This is a genomic window from Mesorhizobium sp. B1-1-6 (assembly GCF_006443035.1).
Lineage (GTDB): Bacteria > Pseudomonadota > Alphaproteobacteria > Rhizobiales > Rhizobiaceae > Mesorhizobium.
Genome location: NZ_VFWR01000008.1, coordinates 37,778 through 56,336, shown reverse-complemented (window position 1 = coordinate 56,336; position 18,559 = coordinate 37,778). Strand labels below are relative to the sequence as shown.

Annotated in this window: 18 protein-coding genes and 1 pseudogene; 16 read left to right on the top strand and 3 right to left on the bottom strand. The window is 64.7% G+C overall.

Going from position 1 to position 18,559, the window contains the following annotated elements; all coding sequences use genetic code 11:
* The first annotated feature begins 407 nt into the window (after positions 1 to 407).
* The 4 genes and pseudogenes from FJ979_RS17130 (at position 408) to FJ979_RS17115 (ending at position 2,895) form a co-directional block, all read left to right on the top strand.
* The gene (locus FJ979_RS17130) at positions 408 to 788 is read left to right on the top strand and encodes a hypothetical protein (protein WP_140582350.1); all 381 of its coding nucleotides are present in this window, start codon (positions 408 to 410) and stop codon (positions 786 to 788) included.
* Positions 781 to 1,176, top strand: a complete 396-nt coding sequence (locus FJ979_RS17125; protein WP_140582347.1) for a hypothetical protein — start codon at positions 781 to 783, stop codon at positions 1,174 to 1,176. Before FJ979_RS17130 ends, FJ979_RS17125 begins: the two co-directional genes overlap by 8 nt.
* Positions 1,133 to 1,792: pseudogene (locus FJ979_RS17120) on the top strand (terminase family protein); the annotation flags it as partial. The gene FJ979_RS17125 and the pseudogene FJ979_RS17120, both read left to right, overlap by 44 nt.
* Positions 1,793 to 2,139: 347 nt before the next feature.
* Positions 2,140 to 2,895 (top strand): terminase family protein, encoded by a 756-nt coding sequence (locus FJ979_RS17115; RefSeq protein ID WP_140582344.1) that lies wholly within the window; start codon positions 2,140 to 2,142, stop codon positions 2,893 to 2,895.
* Between the two features lie 100 nt (positions 2,896 to 2,995).
* Here the strand turns inward: FJ979_RS17115 and FJ979_RS17110 are convergent, their stop codons facing one another.
* The gene (locus tag FJ979_RS17110) at positions 2,996 to 3,367 is read right to left on the bottom strand and encodes a nuclear transport factor 2 family protein (protein WP_140516300.1); all 372 of its coding nucleotides are present in this window, start codon (positions 3,365 to 3,367) and stop codon (positions 2,996 to 2,998) included.
* Between the two features lie 150 nt (positions 3,368 to 3,517).
* On the opposite strand from FJ979_RS17110, the gene FJ979_RS17105 reads away from it, so the two are divergent.
* Positions 3,518 to 4,087 (top strand): hypothetical protein, encoded by a 570-nt coding sequence (locus FJ979_RS17105; protein WP_140582342.1) that lies wholly within the window; start codon positions 3,518 to 3,520, stop codon positions 4,085 to 4,087.
* 237 nt (positions 4,088 to 4,324) lie between these two features.
* Here FJ979_RS17105 and FJ979_RS17100 read toward each other — a convergent pair whose 3' ends face one another.
* Complete coding sequence (locus FJ979_RS17100) at positions 4,325 to 4,939, bottom strand: methyltransferase domain-containing protein (RefSeq protein ID WP_224519113.1); 615 nt, start codon at positions 4,937 to 4,939, stop codon at positions 4,325 to 4,327.
* Between the two features lie 259 nt (positions 4,940 to 5,198).
* Here FJ979_RS17100 and FJ979_RS17095 point away from each other — a divergent pair, with 259 nt between their 5' ends.
* Together FJ979_RS17095 and FJ979_RS17090 are read left to right on the top strand one after the other, a co-directional pair.
* Positions 5,199 to 6,977 (top strand): portal protein, encoded by a 1,779-nt coding sequence (locus FJ979_RS17095; RefSeq protein WP_140582340.1) that lies wholly within the window; start codon positions 5,199 to 5,201, stop codon positions 6,975 to 6,977.
* Complete coding sequence (locus FJ979_RS17090) at positions 6,974 to 7,297, top strand: hypothetical protein (protein ID WP_140582339.1); 324 nt, start codon at positions 6,974 to 6,976, stop codon at positions 7,295 to 7,297. The genes FJ979_RS17095 and FJ979_RS17090 overlap by 4 nt, the downstream gene beginning before the upstream one ends.
* A gap of 259 nt (positions 7,298 to 7,556) precedes the next feature.
* Here the strand turns inward: FJ979_RS17090 and FJ979_RS17085 are convergent, their stop codons facing one another.
* Positions 7,557 to 7,871 (bottom strand): YMGG-like glycine zipper-containing protein, encoded by a 315-nt coding sequence (locus tag FJ979_RS17085; RefSeq protein ID WP_140521524.1) that lies wholly within the window; start codon positions 7,869 to 7,871, stop codon positions 7,557 to 7,559.
* Positions 7,872 to 8,175: 304 nt separating this feature from the next.
* Between FJ979_RS17085 and FJ979_RS17080 the strand changes: the two genes are divergently transcribed.
* The 9 genes from FJ979_RS17080 (at position 8,176) to FJ979_RS17040 (ending at position 18,552) form a co-directional block, all read left to right on the top strand.
* On the top strand, positions 8,176 to 9,087 hold the full coding sequence (locus FJ979_RS17080) for a hypothetical protein (RefSeq protein ID WP_140582336.1): 912 nt from the start codon (positions 8,176 to 8,178) through the stop codon (positions 9,085 to 9,087).
* Positions 9,088 to 9,132: 45 nt separating this feature from the next.
* Entirely contained in the window at positions 9,133 to 10,122 is a 990-nt protein-coding gene (locus tag FJ979_RS17075; protein ID WP_140515933.1) for a Coat protein, read from the top strand.
* Between the two features lie 177 nt (positions 10,123 to 10,299).
* Positions 10,300 to 10,911, top strand: coding sequence for a hypothetical protein (locus FJ979_RS17070; RefSeq protein WP_140582333.1), 612 nt, complete (start codon positions 10,300 to 10,302; stop codon positions 10,909 to 10,911).
* Positions 10,911 to 13,367, top strand: coding sequence for a hypothetical protein (locus FJ979_RS17065; RefSeq protein ID WP_140582329.1), 2,457 nt, complete (start codon positions 10,911 to 10,913; stop codon positions 13,365 to 13,367). The genes FJ979_RS17070 and FJ979_RS17065 overlap by 1 nt, the downstream gene beginning before the upstream one ends.
* A gap of 292 nt (positions 13,368 to 13,659) precedes the next feature.
* The gene (locus tag FJ979_RS17060) at positions 13,660 to 14,313 is read left to right on the top strand and encodes a hypothetical protein (protein WP_140582327.1); all 654 of its coding nucleotides are present in this window, start codon (positions 13,660 to 13,662) and stop codon (positions 14,311 to 14,313) included.
* A gap of 2 nt (positions 14,314 to 14,315) precedes the next feature.
* A complete protein-coding gene (locus tag FJ979_RS17055; protein ID WP_140582324.1) occupies positions 14,316 to 14,819 on the top strand; it encodes a hypothetical protein in 504 nt (167 codons plus the stop codon).
* Positions 14,819 to 17,347 carry a hypothetical protein gene (locus FJ979_RS32570; protein ID WP_181168638.1) on the top strand — a complete coding sequence of 843 codons (2,529 nt, stop codon included), beginning with the start codon at positions 14,819 to 14,821 and terminating at the stop codon, positions 17,345 to 17,347. The genes FJ979_RS17055 and FJ979_RS32570 overlap by 1 nt, the downstream gene beginning before the upstream one ends.
* A 56-nt stretch (positions 17,348 to 17,403) precedes the next feature.
* A complete protein-coding gene (locus tag FJ979_RS17045) occupies positions 17,404 to 17,781 on the top strand; it encodes a hypothetical protein (RefSeq protein WP_224519111.1) in 378 nt (125 codons plus the stop codon).
* 297 nt (positions 17,782 to 18,078) lie between these two features.
* The gene (locus tag FJ979_RS17040) at positions 18,079 to 18,552 is read left to right on the top strand and encodes a hypothetical protein (RefSeq protein WP_140499943.1); all 474 of its coding nucleotides are present in this window, start codon (positions 18,079 to 18,081) and stop codon (positions 18,550 to 18,552) included.
* Positions 18,553 to 18,559: the final 7 nt, after the last annotated feature.

Genomic DNA, 18,559 nt, shown 5'->3' with positions numbered 1-18,559 from the left:
TTCGCCCATGCCGTGAAGGCGTGCATTCGCTGCGCGGGGATGCCTAAAGCCGATAAGGAATTTTTTCCTAAAAGCTGTTGACGGGGTGAAGGCAACTATGCTATGTTTTTATCTATGGTGCTGAGTTGCGCCGATGACCCGCCGCCGAGGCGGGTTTTGTGTTTTTGGTTTTGCTTTTCTCCTCGAATGATGGCGCTCTACGGCGCCCCCCTCTGGCCTGCCGGCCATCTCCCCCACGGGTGGGGAGATCGGCTGTTGTCCCGGCTTTCGCCAATCGCCAACGTTGTAGAAAAAAGCGAGGCGCCGAAGCTGCGATCTTCCCCCTCGTGGGGGAGATGTCCGGCAGGACAGAGGGGGCGCGAAGGAATGCGACGTTTCGAACCTGACGATTATCCGCGAGAAATCCCATGCCACGCTATGCCACCATCATCACCGGGGATGACGGCCTTGAGGTCGTCAGCGCCATTGGCGAATTCGAGGGTGCGGCGCCGCAGACGCGGCTCGGCCGGATCGAGCAGGTCGCAACCGGCGTGCTGATCGGCATGGTGCGGGACGCGGCCGGCGGCTTCGCTTTCCCGCAGGCGACAATTCATAGCGGCGCCATCGGCCTCGCCATGGCGGGCCTGAAGGATCTGCCGGGCGTCGCAAAACCTGCCCGGCGGCCGAAGGGCGCCAGGAACGTCAGGAGGAAATCCACCCGCTCGAAGAAGAAGCGGGTCCGGTCGGTCAAGTCCGTGCCGTCGAAGGCCAAGGCCGGCGATGCCGAGGCGGTGACGGGCCATGGCTGACGAGACCGCCGCAGTGCCGGCGCGCGGCAAGGGGCGCAAGCCGGCCGCCGGCCGGAGCGCAAGCCCGGAGGCCGCGCCGGAGACCCGCCGCAAACGCCCGAAGAAAACGCTGGGCGACGACTTTCTCGCCGCCGTGCGCGCCGATTTCCGCGCTCATGGCCCCGGCGTCATCGCCGAAGTGCGGGCCGACAAGCCTGACCAGTATTTGAAGATCGTGCTTTCGGTGCTGCCCAAGGATTTCGATGTCGCCGTCAACCATCTGGATGCCTTGAGCGATGAAGAGATCCGCAGCCGCATCCGCGCGCTCGAAGCCGCGGTCAAACCGTTCCTCGAAGACATCGCCGATGGCGGCGAGGGCGGAATATCTGGCGCTGCTGGCGGAGCTTGACCGCAGGCGCCGTACCAACCAGCTTGCCGCCTACCGGCCCTATGCCAGGCAGGCGGCGTTTCACGCGGCAGGCGCCGCCAACCGCGAGCGGCTGTTCATGGCCGGCAACCAGCTCGGCAAGACCCGCGCTGGCGGCGCCGAATGGGCCATGCACCTGACGGGCCGCTATCCCGGGTGGTGGCAAGGCAAGATTTTCGATGCGCCGGTGCGGCTGTGGGCCGCCGGCGTCACCGGCGAGGGCACGCGCGACAATCCGCAGCGCGTGCTGGTCGGCCCGCCGCAGCAGCAGGCGCAATGGGGCACCGGCATGATCCCGGCCGATGCCATCGTCGACACCATGATGGGCCGCGGCGCGCCGGGCGCGCTCGACAGCGTCGTGGTGCGCCATGGCGGCGGCGGCGATGTTCAGGCCGGCGAGAGCGTGCTGTCGTTCAAGAGTTTCGAGAAAGGCCGCGAGAAATGGCAGGGCGAAACGCTGCACGGCGTCTGGTTCGACGAGGAACCGCCGCTCGACATCTATTCCGAGGGCCTGACCCGCACCAACGCCACCGGCGGCATCACCATCGTCACCTTCACGCCGCTGCTCGGCATGTCCGATGTGGTGCTGCTGTTTTTGTCGGCGGCGGAGGTGGAGGGGATGGGGAAGGGGTGATGGAGAAGAAACTGATTGGGGACGAGCGGCATCGCACTTGGCGCTTGCTCGCCTTCGTCGGCGCTGCCCCTCATCCGGCTGCCGCCACCTTCTCCCCGTAATGACGGGGAGAAGGGAGCTGGCCGCAATCTCGGCGCCGATTCTTGAACGTTCGCGATTGGCGAAACCGTCGACAACAGCACCCCTCTCCCCGTCACTATACGGGGAGAGGATGCCGGCAGGCAGGTGAGGGGCGGCGCGACGTTGGTCCGAAAAACGTAGCCTTCACAAGACGCTACATCGATTATCTCGAAAGTGATTCAGGATCCCCCATGTCCCGTCACGTCACCTTCATGACCATAGACGACGCCGAGCATTATTCGCCCGAGGAGCGCGCGGCGATCGTTGCCGCCTATCCCGCGCATGAGCGCGAGGCTCGCGCCCGGGGCATTCCGGTGCTAGGGTCCGGCCGCATCTTTCCGGTGGCGGAGGAGCTGATTGCCTGCGCGCCGTTCCGGCTGCCGCGCTACTGGCCGCGCATCGGGGCGCTCGATTTCGGCTGGGACCACCCTTCCGCCGCGGTCGAGCTCGCCTGGGATACAGAGGCCGACGTCGTCTATGTCGCCAAGGCAGTGCGGGCCTCGCAGCAGACGCCCGCCATGCAGGCGCTGACCCTGAAACCCTGGGGCGAATGGCTGCCCTGGGCGTGGCCGCGCGACGGCCGCCGCGAAACGCTGGAAGGGGCGGGCACCGCGCTCGCCAAGCAATATGCCGCGCATGGGCTCAACATGCTGACCCGCCACGCGCAATTCCTCGACGGCTCTGTCTCGGTCGAGGCCGGGCTGATGGAGATGCTCGACCGCATGCAATCCGGCCGCTTCAAGGTGTTTTCGACGCTTGTCCCCTGGTTCGAGGAGTTCCGGCTCTACCATCGCAAGGACGGCCAGGTGGTGAAACTGCGCGACGATTTGATGGCGGCGACGCGCTACGGCGTGATGATGCTGCGCGAGGCGATGGTGGATCCGGCGGAGTTCAGGGCGGCGAGGCGGGCGAAGGGGCAGAGCGATCCGCTGGGGGCGTTCAGGTGAGGGCGGAGGGCTCTTCGGAGCGTCGCGGCAGCGCAATTCCCGCTGGAGGAAACGGGCGCTCCGGCGCCGGCCCATGACCCTCGCTGCGATGTCCCTGCGCCTACTCCAGGATTTTCCAATATGAGTCCTTGCGGATCACCTTGCCGTCGCGAAACGTGTAGAAGTCGCAACCTCGGACCTCCTTTTTCTCCCCCTCGCGTGTGGTGCCGGTGAGCGTCCATTTCGAGATGCCGGTATCGGCGGTCGAATCCACAAAATGTTCGGCGTTGCCGTAGTGGACATCGGGCAAGCCTTCAAAGCGTGTCGCCAGTGCTTTCCGTACGTTTGCCTTGCCCTCGAAACGAGAACCCCAGGGCTTGCCTCCCCTCGGCATCTCCAGAATGCAGTCGTCGGAAAAGAACGCCATGATCCGATCGAGATCGTGCGCGTTGAAGGCCTCGCATAGCTGCGTCAGCGTCGATCGAATGTCCATTCGCCCGTCTCCCTTCAATTGGATGACCGATGTCTTTGCTCCCGCATTCGATGGTCGAAGTAGGTCACCGGAGAGGAGACCGGTCAAGGCGTGAATTTTTCACGCTGCACTCACACAGATGAACCTTATCCCCCGGGCTCTGGCATCCGCATGACCCTCCGCATCATCCCCGCGACCCTGCGCGATCTCTCCTATATCGCCGCCAATTTGCGGCCCGAGGATCGCGCCGAGATCGATTGCCAGCTCGACTACTGGTCGCCGGCGCTGCTGGCGCTCACCGCGCTGCAAGGGTTTGCCTATGTGGCCGAGCTCGGCGGCAATCCGGAGGCGGGCTTCGGTGCGGCCGAGCAGCGGAGCGGGCTTTGGATCGCCTGGAGCTGGGGCACGCGCCGCATGAAGCGTTGCGTGCCCGGCATCACCGGATTTTTTCACACTGTGCTCGGGCCGCAGATTTCCGCCCGCGGCGCCTGGCGGGTCGAGGCGCGGGCGCTGGCCGGCAATGAACTGGCGCTGCGCTGGCTTGCGCGGCTGGGCGCCACGCAGCGCTGCCTGCTGCCCGGATATGGCCGGAACGGCGAAGATTTTTTCCTCTACGACTGGACAAGAGAAGGCTGGAACCATGTGTCTGTTTCAAAAACCACCGGAACTGAAGCCGCTGCCGGCAGTGCCGACGGCGCAGGACAAGGACGTGCAGGCGCGCGAAGCAGCACTTCGGGCTGAGCTCGAACAACGCCAGGGCACGGCCAGCACCATCAAGACCGATCTGGCGCCCGGCAGCCTCGCCGGCCAGCGCCGCGTGCTTTTGGGGATGTGACCATGACCGCGATGAAGCGCAGTTTTCGCCGGCGCGTGCTGGACTGGTGGTACTGGAGGCGGCATGCAAGGTTGGTGAAGCGGCGTGGCGGGTGAACGCTGCCAATCTCCCCCACGAGGGGGGAGATTGGCAGCTTCCACCGCTCACCCCTTCTTCGCGAATGCCCAGACCATCATCGGGTATTCCTCGTCGTTGCTGAGGTCCCGCCACAGGCCGTAGGCGCGGACCGGGCCGCCTATGTGGGCGCGGGCGCAGGCCTTGTTGCCCCAGCCGAACGCCTGGACGTTGTCCTCGGCGAAGCCGCCATCGACCATCAACTGCTTCAGGCCGGCCGGCGTCCACCTGTTGTAGTCGTGCGGCCTGGCGTGGACGCGAAACAGGAAGGGCGTCGCCACCATCGCCCAGCCGCCCTCGCGGGTCATGGCGTGGATGTTCCGCGCCGCCGCCTGCGGCCGCTGCACATGTTCCAGCACCTGGTCGGCGATGACGATGGAATATTGTTCGTCGGTGCGATCCTTGCAGATGTCGAAATCGGGGAAGTCGACCGAGCGATAGTTGGGGCACATCGCCTTCCAGTAGCGATTCCAGCCGGGCGAGATCTCGATCACGTCGCGCGATTTGCGGTTGGCGGCCGTCAGGAAGGTGGTGAAGGCCTCGATCTGGCGGATGCGCAGCCAGTTGCGGGAATCATAGCCGATGAGCCGTTTAACGGTACGTTTGCTCTGGTTCTTCAGGGCGGCAAGGCTTGTCGTCGTCACATCGACCTCCTGCAAAACCCCGCCGCGAGACGTTCCTAGACCAAGAACCGTGCAAAAGAATGACATCGTCGGCTGAAGCTGCCGATCTCCCCCCTTGAGGGGGAGATGTCGCCGGAGGCGACAGAGGGGGTCGCCTCGCATGAAGCGCTAACCTCCTTCTGTTGCAGAAGGCCGAACCCGGTCGATCCGACCCCCTCTGGCCGCTTTGCGGCCATCTCCCCCTCAAGGGGGGAGATCCCCCAGTTTTAACGAGGCCCCCATGACCAGCGATTCCCGTGCCCGCGATATTCTTTCCCGCCAGTCCGAACTCGAGAGCGAGCGCGCCGCCTACGAGCCCGTATGGGAGGCGGTGGCGGAGTTCTGCGATCCCGATGCGCCCGATATCCCCTCCGGGCGCGGCGCCCGCCGCGGCGACAGCCAGGCCGAGCGGCAGGAGCGGCGCGGCGCCCGCGTCTATGCCAACACCATCAACTCGGCCGCCAACCGGCTGGCCGCCGGCTTGGAAAGCCTGATCATCCCGCAGTCGGAGAAATGGCACGGGCTGACCACCGCCGAGATGGACGACGAGGAGACCGACGAGGAAAAGGAATGGGCGGAAAACCTGCGCGACTTCCTGTTTTCGCTGCGCTACTCCGCCAATTCCAATTTCGTGCCGGCGACGCAAGCCTGCCTGCGCAATGTCGTGCGCTACGGTCCGGCCTATCTCTATGCCGAGGAAGGGTTCGGTTCGACGCTGATCCGCTACGCCTCGATCCCGGTGGTGGAAGGCTATCTCTCGCGCAACCGCTGGGGCCAGGTCGACATCTTCCACCGCCGCTACGAACGCACCGCGCGCCAGGCGGCGCAGCTGCTCGGCTACGAAAAACTGCCGGCGCGCATCAGGACGCTGGTCGACGATCCCGCCAAATGCGAGGAGAAGATCGCGCTCATCCAGTGCATCCAGCCGCGTGACGAGCGCCGCATGTACCGCTCGGGCGGAAGCTATCGCTATCTCGACGCCGCCTTTGCCTCCTACCATGTCATCGAGGACGAGGAGGAGATCGTGCGCGAGAGCGGGTTTCGCACCTTCCCGGTATCGGCCTTCAACTGGCGCCGTTACGAGGGCGACGCCTATGGCATCTCGCCGACCATCGAAGCCTTGACGACCGTGCGCGAGGAAAACGCGGTCCGCCGCTCGGGCCTGCGCGCGCTCCAGCAGATCACCGATCCGCCGACGGCATCGAAGGCCAGGCTCGACTACGTGCCGGTGCTCGATCCGGGCGAGAATTATCCGGGCCTCATCGACGACAATGGCAGGCCGCTGATCGCGCCGATCACCACCGGGCAGAACCCGAGCTACGCCTTCGACTATGCGGCGAGCCGGGCTGAGGAAATCCGCGACATGATGTTCGTCAGCCTGTTCCAGACGCTGGTGCAGAACCCGCAGATGACCGCCACCGAGGCGCTGATCCGCCAGGAGGAGAAGGGCGCGCTGCTCGGACCGTCGGGCTCGATCATCCAGGCGGGCTTTGCCACCAATCTCGACCGCGAGCTCGGCATATTGGAGGACAAGGGTCTCTATGACGAGGACAGCCGGTTCCTGCCGCCGGCGAGCCTGGCGGGCAAGGCGGTGCGGCCGACCTTCACCGGTCCGCTCGATGTCTTGCGCCGCTCGGCGGAAGCGCGCGACACCATCCAGCTGGTGACCACGGCCATGCAGATGGCGCAGTTCGACCCTGATGTGATGGACAATATCGACAGCGACGAGGCGCTCAAGATCGTGCAGAGCGCCGGCCGCAGCCCGCAGCGCATCTTCCGCCGCAAGGATGAGGTGGCGGGCCTGCGCGACGCGAGGGCCAAGGCCAGCCAGGCGCAGGCCGGCATGGCGGCGATCGCCACCGCCGGCAAGGTGGCCAAGGATACCGTGCCGGCGGCCGTGCAGGCGCGCGACAGCGGCCTGCTTGAAGGCCTGCAAGGCATGCTGCAGGGCGGCACCGCCGATGGGCCGGCACCTGATGCCGGCGCCCAGGGCGCGATGCCGGCCGGACAGCGCGCATGAGCCGCAAACGCTTCGCCCACGCGTCGCAAAGCGGCGGCCCGGCCAAAGCACGCGAGGCGCTGGTCAAGGCGTATCTGCGCGTGTTCTCCGGCGAGGACGGCGAAATGGTGCTGGCCGATCTCGCGGCGACGGTCGGCTATTTCAGGCGCCCGTCATACGGCGAATGGATGGCGCGGACCAGAACGCCCAACGGCTTCGAGCTGCACAGCGCGCTCAGCAACGCGCGCGCCGAAGTGGTGCAGCACATTATGGGGTTCCTGACGATGGACGAGGCGCAGCTCGTGGCGCTGGAAAAGGCGGCACGGGAGGAGGAGAGGTGAGGCGCTGAAGCGCCGATCTCCCCCCTTGTGGGGGAGATGCCCGGCAGGGCAGAGGGGGGCGCTGTCCCGCCGGCCTTGCCGTGTTCATCGCACGGCGATCAAATCACGAGCGGTCGCTCAAGCCGGGCCCTAGACGACAAACATATGGCCATGTTCAAAGTTCGGCGGCGACCGAGGTCGGCGCTCTACGGCGCCCCCCTCTGTCCTGCCGGACATCTCCCCCACGAGGGGGGAGATCGGCGGTCTGGCCGCCGGTGATTCAATAATTGCCGTTGTAGTACCGGTCGTCGCAAGGCGCGGTGTAGATGCGGCCGTAGCGGTCCTGGTAGCGGCAGAGCTGGTCGCCGCGGCGCTGCGGGGTGGTGGCCGAGCCGACGACGGCGCCGAGCAAGGCGCCGCTGGCCGCGCCGATGACCGTGCTCTTGGTGTTGCCGCCGATGGCCTGGCCGACGAGGGCGCCGCCGGCGCCGCCGATCAGCGCACCGGTTCCGGCCCGCTGCTGGCCTTCCGTCTGCGCGCAGCCCGCCAGCGCGGCGATCATCAAAACGGCGGCAGTTGTTTTGTGAAGGTTCATGTGACGTCTCCCTTAAAGATTTGAAATCCCTATCGATCGTCCCGTGCGGCCGCATTGCGGCGGAACGGCGGCACAGGCTGTCACGATATAAGACATGGTTTCTCGGGCGTTGATGAACCGGGAGGCGAAACACCTCTTTCGAACAAGGCGCTAGCGCCGATGCCTGTCAAAATGATTCAGCCTGAGCGGTCCCGGCCGTGTCTGGCCGCCCTTCCTGCCGCGTAGACCGCTCCTCTCCCTCACACAAGGACGATTGGCGGCGCCACCAGTTCACTTCCAACCTAACCCTCAAAAGGAACATCACATGACAGATCTGGCAGATGCCGGGTCCGTGGCTGCCTCGTCGCAGCCGGCGGGCAACCCGGAACGGCCTCCGGCAGGCGCGGATAACGGGTCCGCCGGGCTTGCCGGCAAAAGTTGGTTTGACGGTCTTTCCGAAGGCAACCGCAAGCTTGCTGAAGCCAAGGGCTGGACCAAGCCTGAAAGCCTCGATCGGGTTTTCACATCCTATGCGGAGCTGGAGCGGCGGCAGGGCGAAAGCCTGCGCGTTCCAGCCAGGGACGCGCCTAAGGAAGACTGGGACAAATTCCATGCCCGGCTGCCCGAGGCGATGCGTCCGCTGACATCGCCCGAAAAGGTCGAATACCGGCGGCCCGACGGCCTGCCGGAAACCTTCGCCTATTCGGACGAACTCGCCCAGGCGTCCAAGGCCTGGGCGGTCGAAGCCGGCGCCACGCCGAAGATCGCCCAAGCCTATCATGACAGGTTCGTCGGCTACATGGCCGAGCAGGCGGCGGCTCAGCAGGCAGCGCTCGCCCGCTCGGTCGAAGCCACCCATGACGACCTCGTCAAGGATTGGGGGCCTACCGACAGCGATGGCTTTCGCCAGAAGTTGGAGGTGGCCAACCGGGCGATGAAGAAGCTCGGCCTCGTCGATGCCTACAAGCAGAAGGGCATCCTTCTGCCCGACGGCGCCCTGACCGATCCGCAGATCGCCAGGGCCTTCCAGGCGATCGGCGAGGCGATGTTCCGCGAAGACACGATCGACGCCGACGCGGCGCCGCGGGGGCAAAACCCCTTCCGGCGCAACGCCGCCGGCGAGCGCAACGTTTCGGCCATTTCAGCCCTTGTCAAAAGCGACCCTCAACGCGCCCGGCGGCTGGCCAGGGAAGCGGGCGAAAACCCGGATCTCTGGATGCCGAACAACCCGCTCTGATCCCGACGCATCAGCCGCCGATCAATCTCTCAAAGGAAAGACAAAATGGCAGACGCCTATACCCGTATCGCGGACGCGATCGTTCCGTCCGTTTATGCCCAATACGCTTTCGAGGAGCACGTCCAGTCGCTCGAAATCTACCAGGCCGGCATCCTGTTTTCCGATCCGGCCATCTCCTCGAAACTGTCGATGGGCGGCCGTTCCGTCGACATGCCCGGCTGGAAGGACCTCGGCAACGATCCGTCCGAGCCGGTCAATGACGACCCGGCCGATTCCATCGAGATGAAGAAGATCGGCTCGCGCCGCGAGGTCGCCGCCCGCAATGTCCGCGCCCAGGCGTGGGGCGTTCCCGACCTGACCTCCATCCTGGCGGGCGACGATCCGCAGAAGCTGATCGTCAAGCGGCAGACCGAGTACTGGCAGCGCGCCAACAAGCTGACCCTCATCGGCATGCTCAAGGGCGTCGTCGCCGACAATCTGGCCAATGACGGCGGCGACCTGGTGCGCGCCACCGGCGCCTCCATCGTCGACACCGACATCATCGAGGCGGCCTACCTGATGGGCGACCGCGCCGACAAGTTCCGCACCCTCTGGATTCATTCCAAGCAGATGAAAGCGCTGAAGCTCGCCGACCTCATCGACTATGTGCCGTCCTCGCAGCAGGGCGGGCCGCTCATCCCCTATTACATGGGGCTGCGCTGCGTGGTCGACGACGACATCCCGCAGGCGGCGGGCGTCTACACCGCGTTCATGTTCAAGGACAAGGCGATCCTGTGGAACGAGCTGCCCGTGAACACCGAAGGCGGGCCGCTCGAGTTCGACCGCAAGCCGCGCCAGGGCCATGGCGGCGGGGTGACGGAAATGGTCGGCCGCCGGCATTTCGTGCCGCATGTGCCGGGCACCCGCTTCCTCGACGCCTCCACCGCCGGCGAATTCGCCACCGACGCGGAGCTGGCGCTGGCGGCGAACTGGGACCGCACCGCGTCGAGCGTCAAGACCATGACGTTCATCGCTCTGAAGACGACCGAGGCATAGGGTTTCGTCTCCCGGGAGGTGGGCCAGGCCCACCTCCTTCCTGCGAGCGCCGGCGCTTGAACATTGACGCCAACCGTCGATGCCGGCGCTGCCCCTCATTGCCCTGCCGGGCATTTCTCCCCGTGAACGGGGAGAAAGACGCACTTCCCCCAATCACAACCCACGGAGGCCTTACCCATGGCCATAACCCCGACCGACATCGCCAATATGGCGCTGGCCGTCCTCGACGAGGCGCCGATCGACAGCCTTGACGAGGACATCAAGGCCGCGCGCTTGCTCAACATGCATTTCGACCTGACCCGCGAGGCCGAGTTGACGAAATACGCCTGGGTGTTCGCCATCCTTTCGGCATCCCTGGCCGGCAGCGATACCGGTTTCGGCGATTGCACGCTGAACTGGGTCTATGAACTCCCCGTCGATTGCCTTCGCCCGCTGCCGCTGACCCACAATGGCGAGCCGGACGGCATCGCGATCTCGTGGCGGCAGGAGGCGGGGCTGGTCTACAGCGACCGGGCGGGACCGCTCACCATCCGCTATGTCGCGAACCTCACCGACCCCAACGACTGGGACGCGCCGTTCACCGAAGTGCTGGTGGCGGCACTCGCCATCAAGATCGCGCATCCGCTGACGCACAAGGCCGGCATGATCGACATTGCCCGTTCGGCCTACGACCGCGCGCTGGACGCCGCCTTCACCGCGCAGGCCATCCAGCGCGGCGGACGGCTTTCGACATCGAGTTGGGCGCGGCAGCGCGGCGACAGCCGGTTTTATGCGGGGGCCATGCGCTGATGGCGACGCTCTATCCGGTCCAGGACGTCTTCACCCGCGGCGAGATCTCGCCACGCCTGCACGCGCGCGCCTCGCTTGATCTCTACCGCGCGGCGCTGTCGAAATGCGAAAACTTCGTCACCCTGCCGCATGGCGGCATCCGCAAGCGCGGCGGCACCTGTTTCGTCGGCGAAGTCAAGACGTCCGCCAAGGCGACGCGGGCGATCCCGTTCATCTTCTCGGCCGACCAGGCCTACATGCTGGAGTTCGGCAATCTTTACATCCGCGTCTACGCCTATGGCGCGCGTGTCGGCACGGTCGAGGTGGCCTCGCCCTATCTTGAAGCCGACCTGTTCGATCTCGACTATGTGCAGTCCGCGGACCAGATGTGGATTTCCCACAGGGACTATCCGCTCAAGGTGCTGACGCGCACCGCCCATACGGCATGGGCGCTCGACGACTACGCGATCGACGACGGGCCCTATGACGACATCAACGATACGCCGACCACGCTGACGCCCGCGGACTATGGGGCGCTGACGCCGAAGATGACGTCGAACACCGCGCCTTCCGGCACGGTCTCAGGCATGGGCGGGGCAGGGGACGCCTTCCAGCTTTTCGACAAGGCGACAGAGACGGACAGCGGCATCGCCGGTGCCACCAACGGCTCGGTCACCTACCAGCTTGCCGGTGGCGCGCAGGCCATCGTCGAAAACTACTATCTGACCGCACGCACCGGCGGAACGGTCGACCGCACGCCGACAATCTGGGTGCTTGAAGGATCGAATGACGGCGCGACATGGGTGACGCTCGACAGCCGCACCGGCGAGACCGGCTGGTCGGGCGGCGAAACCCGCTACTATGAATTCCTGAACAAGCTGGCGTTCGAGTATCACCGCTTTACGTGGAAGGCGATCAACGGCGCTTCGGACAGCGCGTTTTCCGAACTGAACCTCAACCGGGCGGCGGCCAGCCAGACCCCGTTCGACCTCACGGCGTCATCGACCGCCGGCATCAATGGCGGCGCCGGCTTCCAGGCTTCTGACGTCGGCCGGGCCATTCGCCTGCTAGCGTCCGATGGCCGCTGGCGCTGGGCCAAGATCACCAGCCGCACCAGCGCCACGGCGGTGAAAGTCCAACTGCATGGATTTGCCCTGCCGGACCTCAGCCCGATATCCCGCTGGCGCCTGGGCACGCTCGTGCCGGGGAAATATGTCGAAAGCGGATCGCTCTACGAGGAGCGCCTGGCCTTCAGCCGCAAGTTTTCCGTCTACGCCTCGGCAACGGGGGATTTCAACAATTTCGCATTGGGCGAGAAGGATGACGACGCGCTGGAATTCCTCCAGGCCGGCGGCGGCCAGGCGAACGACATCACGTGGATCGCGGAATCGGACGGCGCGCTGCTGATCGGGACGCTCGGCGGCATCCGCGCACTCTCCGGCTCCGGCATCGACGAGGCATTGACGCCCTCCTCGTTCAAGAACCGGCGCTCGCGCACGTCGGGCTGTGCCCGCATCCGCCCCGTCGATGCAGGCCAGTCGTTCCTCTATGTCACGCGCTCGCGCCGCTCGATCGCCGAGTTGACGCAGGCTTCGACCGGCCGCTTCACCTCCGACGATATCGGCCAGATCTCCGAGCATATCGCAAAGCGTGGCGTGGTCGAGCTGGCGTTCCAGACCGACCCCGACCCGATGCTCTGGTTTCCGCTCGATAATGGCGAGCTCGGCGGCTACACCCACCAGCCCTCGCAGGAGGTGCGCGGCATGCACCGCCACCGCCTCGGCGGTACCGTCGCCGGTTCCGGCTGGGCGGCCGTCGAAAGCGCTGTGGTGACGCCCGGCCAGGATGGCGTCGACGACATCTGGCTGATCGTCAGGCGGACCATCGGCGGCGTGACCAGGCGCTATATCGAGATCATGACGGCGCCGTTCGAATATGGGGCGCTGGAGGACGCCTTCCAGGTCGATTGCGGCCTGACCTATTCGGGCGCCGCCGTCAACACCGTGTCCGGGCTTGCCCATCTCAACGGCGAAAAGGTCGACGTGCTGGCCGGCGGCAAGGTCTATCGCGGGCTGCCGGTCGCCTCCGGCCAGGTGACGCTGCCCGGCGGCGCCGTCGCGGCCAGATGGCAGGCCGGGCTTGCGTTCCAGTCGCAGGCCGACACGCTGGAGCTCGACGTCGCCGGCCGGGACGGCTCGATCCTCGGGCGGCGCAAGAAGGTGGCGGGTGTCATCCTGTCCCTGCTCGAGACCGACACGACAGGGCTTCAGGTGCAGTCGCTGATCCGCGGCCGCTGGGAAAGCGTGCGCATGCCCTCCCTCGTCGCGCCCGACGGCAAGGCAAGCCTGTTCACCGGCAATGTCGAGGTGCCCATCGACGACAGCTGGGAAGGGCAGGGCCGGGTGCGGATCCGCCACGTCAACCCGACGCCCTGCACGATAAGGGCATTTACGCCAGTGTTCGACGCCGAGCCGTAGGGCGAGCTGGCGTTCCTCGCCCCCGCGAGGCGGGGGAGAGGTGGCCGCGAAGCGGTCGGAGAGGGGGCCTTCGTAAGGCGCAGGCGCTTCTGCCGGAGAGTCCGGCACAGCTCGGCGCCATCCCCTCTCCGTCTCGGCTTCGCCGAGCCACCTCGCCCCACTTGGTGGGGCGAAGAACCCAGGCTGAATCAACGCCGCAATCCTTCGCGCGTCCCTCTGCCCTGCCAATCTCCTCCACAAGGGGGGAGATCGGCGCTCCACCGCCTCCAGCCCACCACAAGGAACCCATCCCGTGACCACATCCCCCCATGCCGAACAGCTCGGCAGGGCGCGGACGGCTGCCGAATATGCTGCCGTCCTCGCCTTGCTCGATGCCGACCTCAATGATGCGATCGCCCGCCGGCGCGGCTGCGAACAGGCCGAGGACCGCGCCGTTTTCGGCGACGGCGATCTCTCCGCCGCGCGCATCGCGCTGGACGACTGCAACGACGTCGTCGCGCTGCTGGAGAAGATCATCGCGGCAGCGGACAAATGCCGTGCCGCGGCCGCCGCGGCAGAGGCGCGCGCCGCCGTCGAGGCGCTGGGCGGGCAAGCGAAAGCCAAGGCGGAGGTACTGACCGAGCGCTGGCGCGCCGTGCGCCGCCTGGTCGAGCTGTTGCGCCAGGAACTGTTCGAGGCCGATGCGCTCGCCCGCGCGCTCGCCACCGCCAACGGCCTCTTCGACGCCGCCGGCATGCCCGACCTGAAGGTGAACCTGGCCGTTGCCCGCCGCGCCGCCATGGCCGGGCCGCGCGCGGCGGCGCCGGCGCGCCTCAGCCGCCCGGCAATCCAGGCCGACAGGCTGCTTCTGTCGTTCACCAACCCCGGCGGCGCGCTCGACCCGCGACCGGCGCTCGGCGCGCGGGCGGCCAGGAAAACTCCCATTGCCGCATCCCAGCGAGGCTGACCATGTGCACATTAGCCCTTCTCGGCACGGCCATCTCGGTGGGTGGCGCATTGATCGAAGGCCGGCAGCAAAACCAGGCGGCCGGTTACCAGGCCAAGGCCTACGGGCAGCAGGCGCAGGCCGATGCGCAGAGTGCCGCCTTCGAACAGAGCCAGGAGCGCCACAGGCAGGATCTGCTGCTTTCGGAGGCGCGGGCCCGGGCGGGCGCCTCCGGCGTCGGCCTATCGGGCTCGCCGGCCGAGGTGCTGGCGGCCAATGCCAGGCAAGGCCAGCTCGACCTGAAGGCGATCCAGTACGGCTCGGCGCTGCGCCGCAACACTCTCGACAGCCAGGCGGCGCTCGCGCGCTACTCCGGCAGGCAGGCCGCGGCGGCGTCGATCTTCAAGGCCGGCGGCAGCCTCGTGTCCGGGCTCTCCCGTCTCTACGACCCGACCAAGGCCGTGACCTTCGGCAAGGGCGCCTTCCCGCCGGCGCCGGGCGGCGCCTTCACGGGAGGGCTCTACTGATGGCGACGATTCCTCTCCAGCTTGCCCAGCGCCGGCTCGAGGCCGGCAATGGCGTTTCCTATCCCGAGGGGTCGCCGGCCGGCAGGGCGATGCAGGATCTTGGCGACGAGCTCTCGGCCGTCGCCGAGCGCTACCGGCAGATGAAGGAGCGGCAGGAAGCGTTCGACGCGGAGCTGGCGCGCCGCCGGTTCGCCGAGCGCATCGCGCAGGCGGAAGACGAGGTGGCGGCGAATGCGCCGGCCGACGGCAGCGGCCTGCACGATGCGATGTATGGCGAGGTCGACCCGCGCAGCGGGCAGGTGGTCAAGCCCGGCCTGTTCGACACGCTGTTCGATGAGGCTCTGCCTGACATACCGGAGAGCCAGCGCGCCGCTTTCGCCAGGCAGAAGGAGCCGATGCGCGCGGCCGGCTCGCCGCGCATGGCACAGCGGCAGCAAGAGCAGCGCGATGAGTATGAGCTGGCGGAGTGGGCGAAGGTCGACACCATGTCCACCAGCTCCATCGCAAAAGGCGACCCGAACGACATCGGAGCTTTCGAGGCGATCCGGCAGAACGGGTCCGATCTGATCGCCAAGATCGGAAACCCGGTTATCAGGCAAGCGGCGGAAGTGGCCTGGCGCAGCAACACGGCCAAGGCACTGGTTCAGGCGATGATCGCCCAGGATCCGAAGCGGGCCGCCGAGATGTTGGGCGGGGCGCCGGCAGACTCTTCCAGCAGCGATGCCTCCGACGTTAGCTGGATCCGTCTTGCCGGCAGTTCAGATACGGCGGCAGCGAAAGGCAATCGTGTTGGCAAGCTCGCGCCGGATGAAATTGTGGCACAAGCATTTGGGGAAGACATTCCACAAGACGACCGGCCGGCGCTGCTCCAACAGGCGCAGGCGGCTCACGCTTCTCAGCAAGTTGAGATGCGCACCCGTATTGGCCTCGCCGAACAGAACGCACCTAGGGCGATCAGGGACACTGGCAGCTATTCGGGCCCGACCTTCACGCCAGAACAGTTCGTGGGGCTCTATGGGGCGACGGAAGGGTTCAGGCGTTTTCAGGCTCTCCATCAAGCGCTTGATGTCAGTCGCCAGTTCCACGGCATGCGCACAATGTCCAATGACGCCGTACAGGCCATGGTCAAAGAGTCTGCGCCCAAGGCCGATAGTGCGACGCCAGAAGAGGATCGGGCGCGTTATGATGCAATAGCCGCCGCGGCGGACCTGACATTTCAAGCGAGGCGAGGCGATCCGGGCGGTTATGTACGCAAGACATTCGCGGCCCTCGACGCAGCTTGGAATAATCTTTCGAAGCCGGAGGACTATCAGACCGCGATCGTTGGCTCGATTGCCGCCCAACAGCAGTTGGGCCTCAACCCCGTCCAGCCGTTGCCGAATTCTGTGGCAAAAGGCGTTGTAGGGAAATTTAAAGACGAAGCTCACCCGCCCAAATCTCAGCAGACAGAGCTGCGCAATGTGCTTGCCGCTCTGCCGAATCAAGAGGCGCTTGAAGCGGTGCTTGGCCATCTTTTGCAGGCCAGTGCGTCGCAAGCAGACAACGATGCCGCGAACAGCTCGCTTCGGGCAGCAGGCGTCGACCCGATGGGCGTGCTCGACTTGCAGAACACCGTCCAGTCGGGATGGTCGGTACCAACTGGGTACGCAACCAACCGGTACCTGACGGCTCGAGAGCGGTTAGGGAACCTAATAGCTGGCGATAGTGAACCGGGAAGTCTGTGGCGGTTCGCCGCGCAAAAGCTTGTAGGCTCTGAGGGCCTCGGCAATGACGGTATTTCGGTAGCCGACTTCACACCTGTCGTGGGAGCTTCGTTGGCGCTCGACGAAGCCCTGAATGCCGCCCTGGATGGAAACTACAGCGATGCAGTGCTCGACGCCTTAGGTACCTTTCCCGGCGAAAAGTTGGTGGGTGAGGTTTTCCAGGGCGCCAAAAGTATTGCCAAGCCCTGGGTCGAGAGCTCTTCCGTATTTTCGAAGCGATCGGCTGAACTTGCCAAAGGCGGCGAGATACTTGTTCGTGGCGTCGACGCCGAAACCCTTCGATCCCAACAAGCCATTGCTCGGTCGGTCTCTCGGCAGTCTCGACGCCGTAGAACGCGATCCGGTGAGATATCCGAAAGTGCTTTTGAAGCTGCAATGCTGGCTTCTCTGCTTTCTAGGGACGCCTCCATGATTAAATATGCCGGTGCAAAGGTTGGATGGACGAAATCAAAAAACTACCGAAAAACGTTCTTTAAAGCGAATCCCGCACTCAACGAGGGAGATTATGTTGTTCATCATAGTGTCGAGCAAAACGTTCTTGATAGATACCCAGGGCTTTTTGCAAGTGAAGAGATACATTCACTCGAAAATCTCCGTGGTGTCCGAAAGGAATTCGACGTGAATTTGCATTTAAAAGTGATTCGAGCCGAGTGGGATGAATTCTATAAGACGCACATAACGGCAACCCGGCAGCAAGTGCTTGACTACGCAACTGAGTTAGACAAGAAATATGGGCATCTGTTCGACCCACCGATAGGTGAATAATGCGATATTATGAAGTTAGGCCTGACGTGGCTGGTGGGCTGGGTGAGAACACTGTTATGGACACCAGCGTCCATCCGCCTGCCGTGAGCAAGCTCCACTATCAGGTTGAGGGATGGTTCGGCGACGCGCTTGTCACCACTTTTCCTTGTTTCCTGGTGACGGAAGAAGCCAAGCGCGGATTGCTCGATATTGGCATCTCCGGCGCTACATTCGCTCCTGCCGAAGTGACCAAATCCGAAAATTTTCTGGAGCTGCAGCCCGATGTCGAGCTCCCTCCGTTTGTTTGGCTCAAGGTGGACGGTAGAGCAGGTCACGACGACTTCGGCGTCAATCAGAAACTGAACCTCGTGATATCGGAGCGCGCCTTCGATGTGCTTGATGAACTGGGACTTCCTTCCGCATCCATCCAACGGTTCGACGTCGGCAATAAGTAGTGGGGTCGCCCGCGTCGTTGCCGACGAACGTTAAAGCGCCTCGGATAAGTGTCGAGTTAATCATGACGATCAATGCCAAATCCAATTTTGAGCAGCGTCACACATCTGCCTTCGGTTTAATGTCAGCCGGGCTCGACGAAAAGATCTTATCGTCGCCAATGGTGGGCTAGATCACGTATCAAATATTAAGCCTCGTACCAGGGAAGAGCACATAAGGCTCCACATGGAAGCCGGCGATTTTCAGCGCTGGGCTAGGAGACGATGGCTGCGGACTAAGATAAGTAGTGGAGAGAAACTGTGAGCAAAATTACCCCGGATCTCGGTAAAGTAAGCCGTCTTCCTCTACCAGCAGACGACCCAGGTGCAGATGATGACCTTGACAGCGCCCTTCTGGAAGCTCGTGAATATATCAAATCATACGACTGGGTAAGGAGAATCGAAGGCGAGTATTTCGGATATGGTGCCGAAGGGATAATATACATTTTTCTCTTCGAGATTTCACCCGGGAAACCAGATGTGCCACGATGGATATGGGTGCTCGTCGGTGATGTACCCCCAGCGTACATGCCCGGTGACGATTTGGAGACCCCGTACGAGGCGCTGGACGGATATATCGGTGCAATGGATGAGTGGGTTGAAGCTGCGCGGCAAGGGAAGTCCGTGGCGAAGCTCATTCCCGTTAATGTCCCGGCGAATCCCGCCAACGCCGAGATGTTGAGTGGACGGCTTAAATTCCTCGACGAAAAGATTCTGCCGCTGCTTCAAGAATGATGTCTCG

Excerpts from the sequence above, each read along its gene's own strand:
- FJ979_RS17130 (WP_140582350.1), top strand. The coding sequence starts at position 408 with ATGCCACGCTATGCCACCATCATCACCGGGGATGACGGCCTTGAGGTC.
- FJ979_RS17125 (WP_140582347.1), top strand. The coding sequence starts at position 781 with ATGGCTGACGAGACCGCCGCAGTGCCGGCGCGCGGCAAGGGGCGCAAG.
- FJ979_RS17115 (WP_140582344.1), top strand. The coding sequence starts at position 2,140 with ATGTCCCGTCACGTCACCTTCATGACCATAGACGACGCCGAGCATTAT.
- FJ979_RS17110 (WP_140516300.1), bottom strand. The coding sequence starts at position 3,367 with ATGGACATTCGATCGACGCTGACGCAGCTATGCGAGGCCTTCAACGCG.
- FJ979_RS17105 (WP_140582342.1), top strand. The coding sequence starts at position 3,518 with ATGACCCTCCGCATCATCCCCGCGACCCTGCGCGATCTCTCCTATATC.
- FJ979_RS17095 (WP_140582340.1), top strand. The coding sequence starts at position 5,199 with ATGACCAGCGATTCCCGTGCCCGCGATATTCTTTCCCGCCAGTCCGAA.
- FJ979_RS17090 (WP_140582339.1), top strand. The coding sequence starts at position 6,974 with ATGAGCCGCAAACGCTTCGCCCACGCGTCGCAAAGCGGCGGCCCGGCC.
- FJ979_RS17085 (WP_140521524.1), bottom strand. The coding sequence starts at position 7,871 with ATGAACCTTCACAAAACAACTGCCGCCGTTTTGATGATCGCCGCGCTG.
- FJ979_RS17080 (WP_140582336.1), top strand. The coding sequence starts at position 8,176 with ATGACAGATCTGGCAGATGCCGGGTCCGTGGCTGCCTCGTCGCAGCCG.
- FJ979_RS17075 (WP_140515933.1), top strand. The coding sequence starts at position 9,133 with ATGGCAGACGCCTATACCCGTATCGCGGACGCGATCGTTCCGTCCGTT.
- FJ979_RS17070 (WP_140582333.1), top strand. The coding sequence starts at position 10,300 with ATGGCCATAACCCCGACCGACATCGCCAATATGGCGCTGGCCGTCCTC.
- FJ979_RS17065 (WP_140582329.1), top strand. The coding sequence starts at position 10,911 with ATGGCGACGCTCTATCCGGTCCAGGACGTCTTCACCCGCGGCGAGATC.
- FJ979_RS17055 (WP_140582324.1), top strand. The coding sequence starts at position 14,316 with ATGTGCACATTAGCCCTTCTCGGCACGGCCATCTCGGTGGGTGGCGCA.
- FJ979_RS32570 (WP_181168638.1), top strand. The coding sequence starts at position 14,819 with ATGGCGACGATTCCTCTCCAGCTTGCCCAGCGCCGGCTCGAGGCCGGC.
- FJ979_RS17045 (WP_224519111.1), top strand. The coding sequence starts at position 17,404 with ATGGACACCAGCGTCCATCCGCCTGCCGTGAGCAAGCTCCACTATCAG.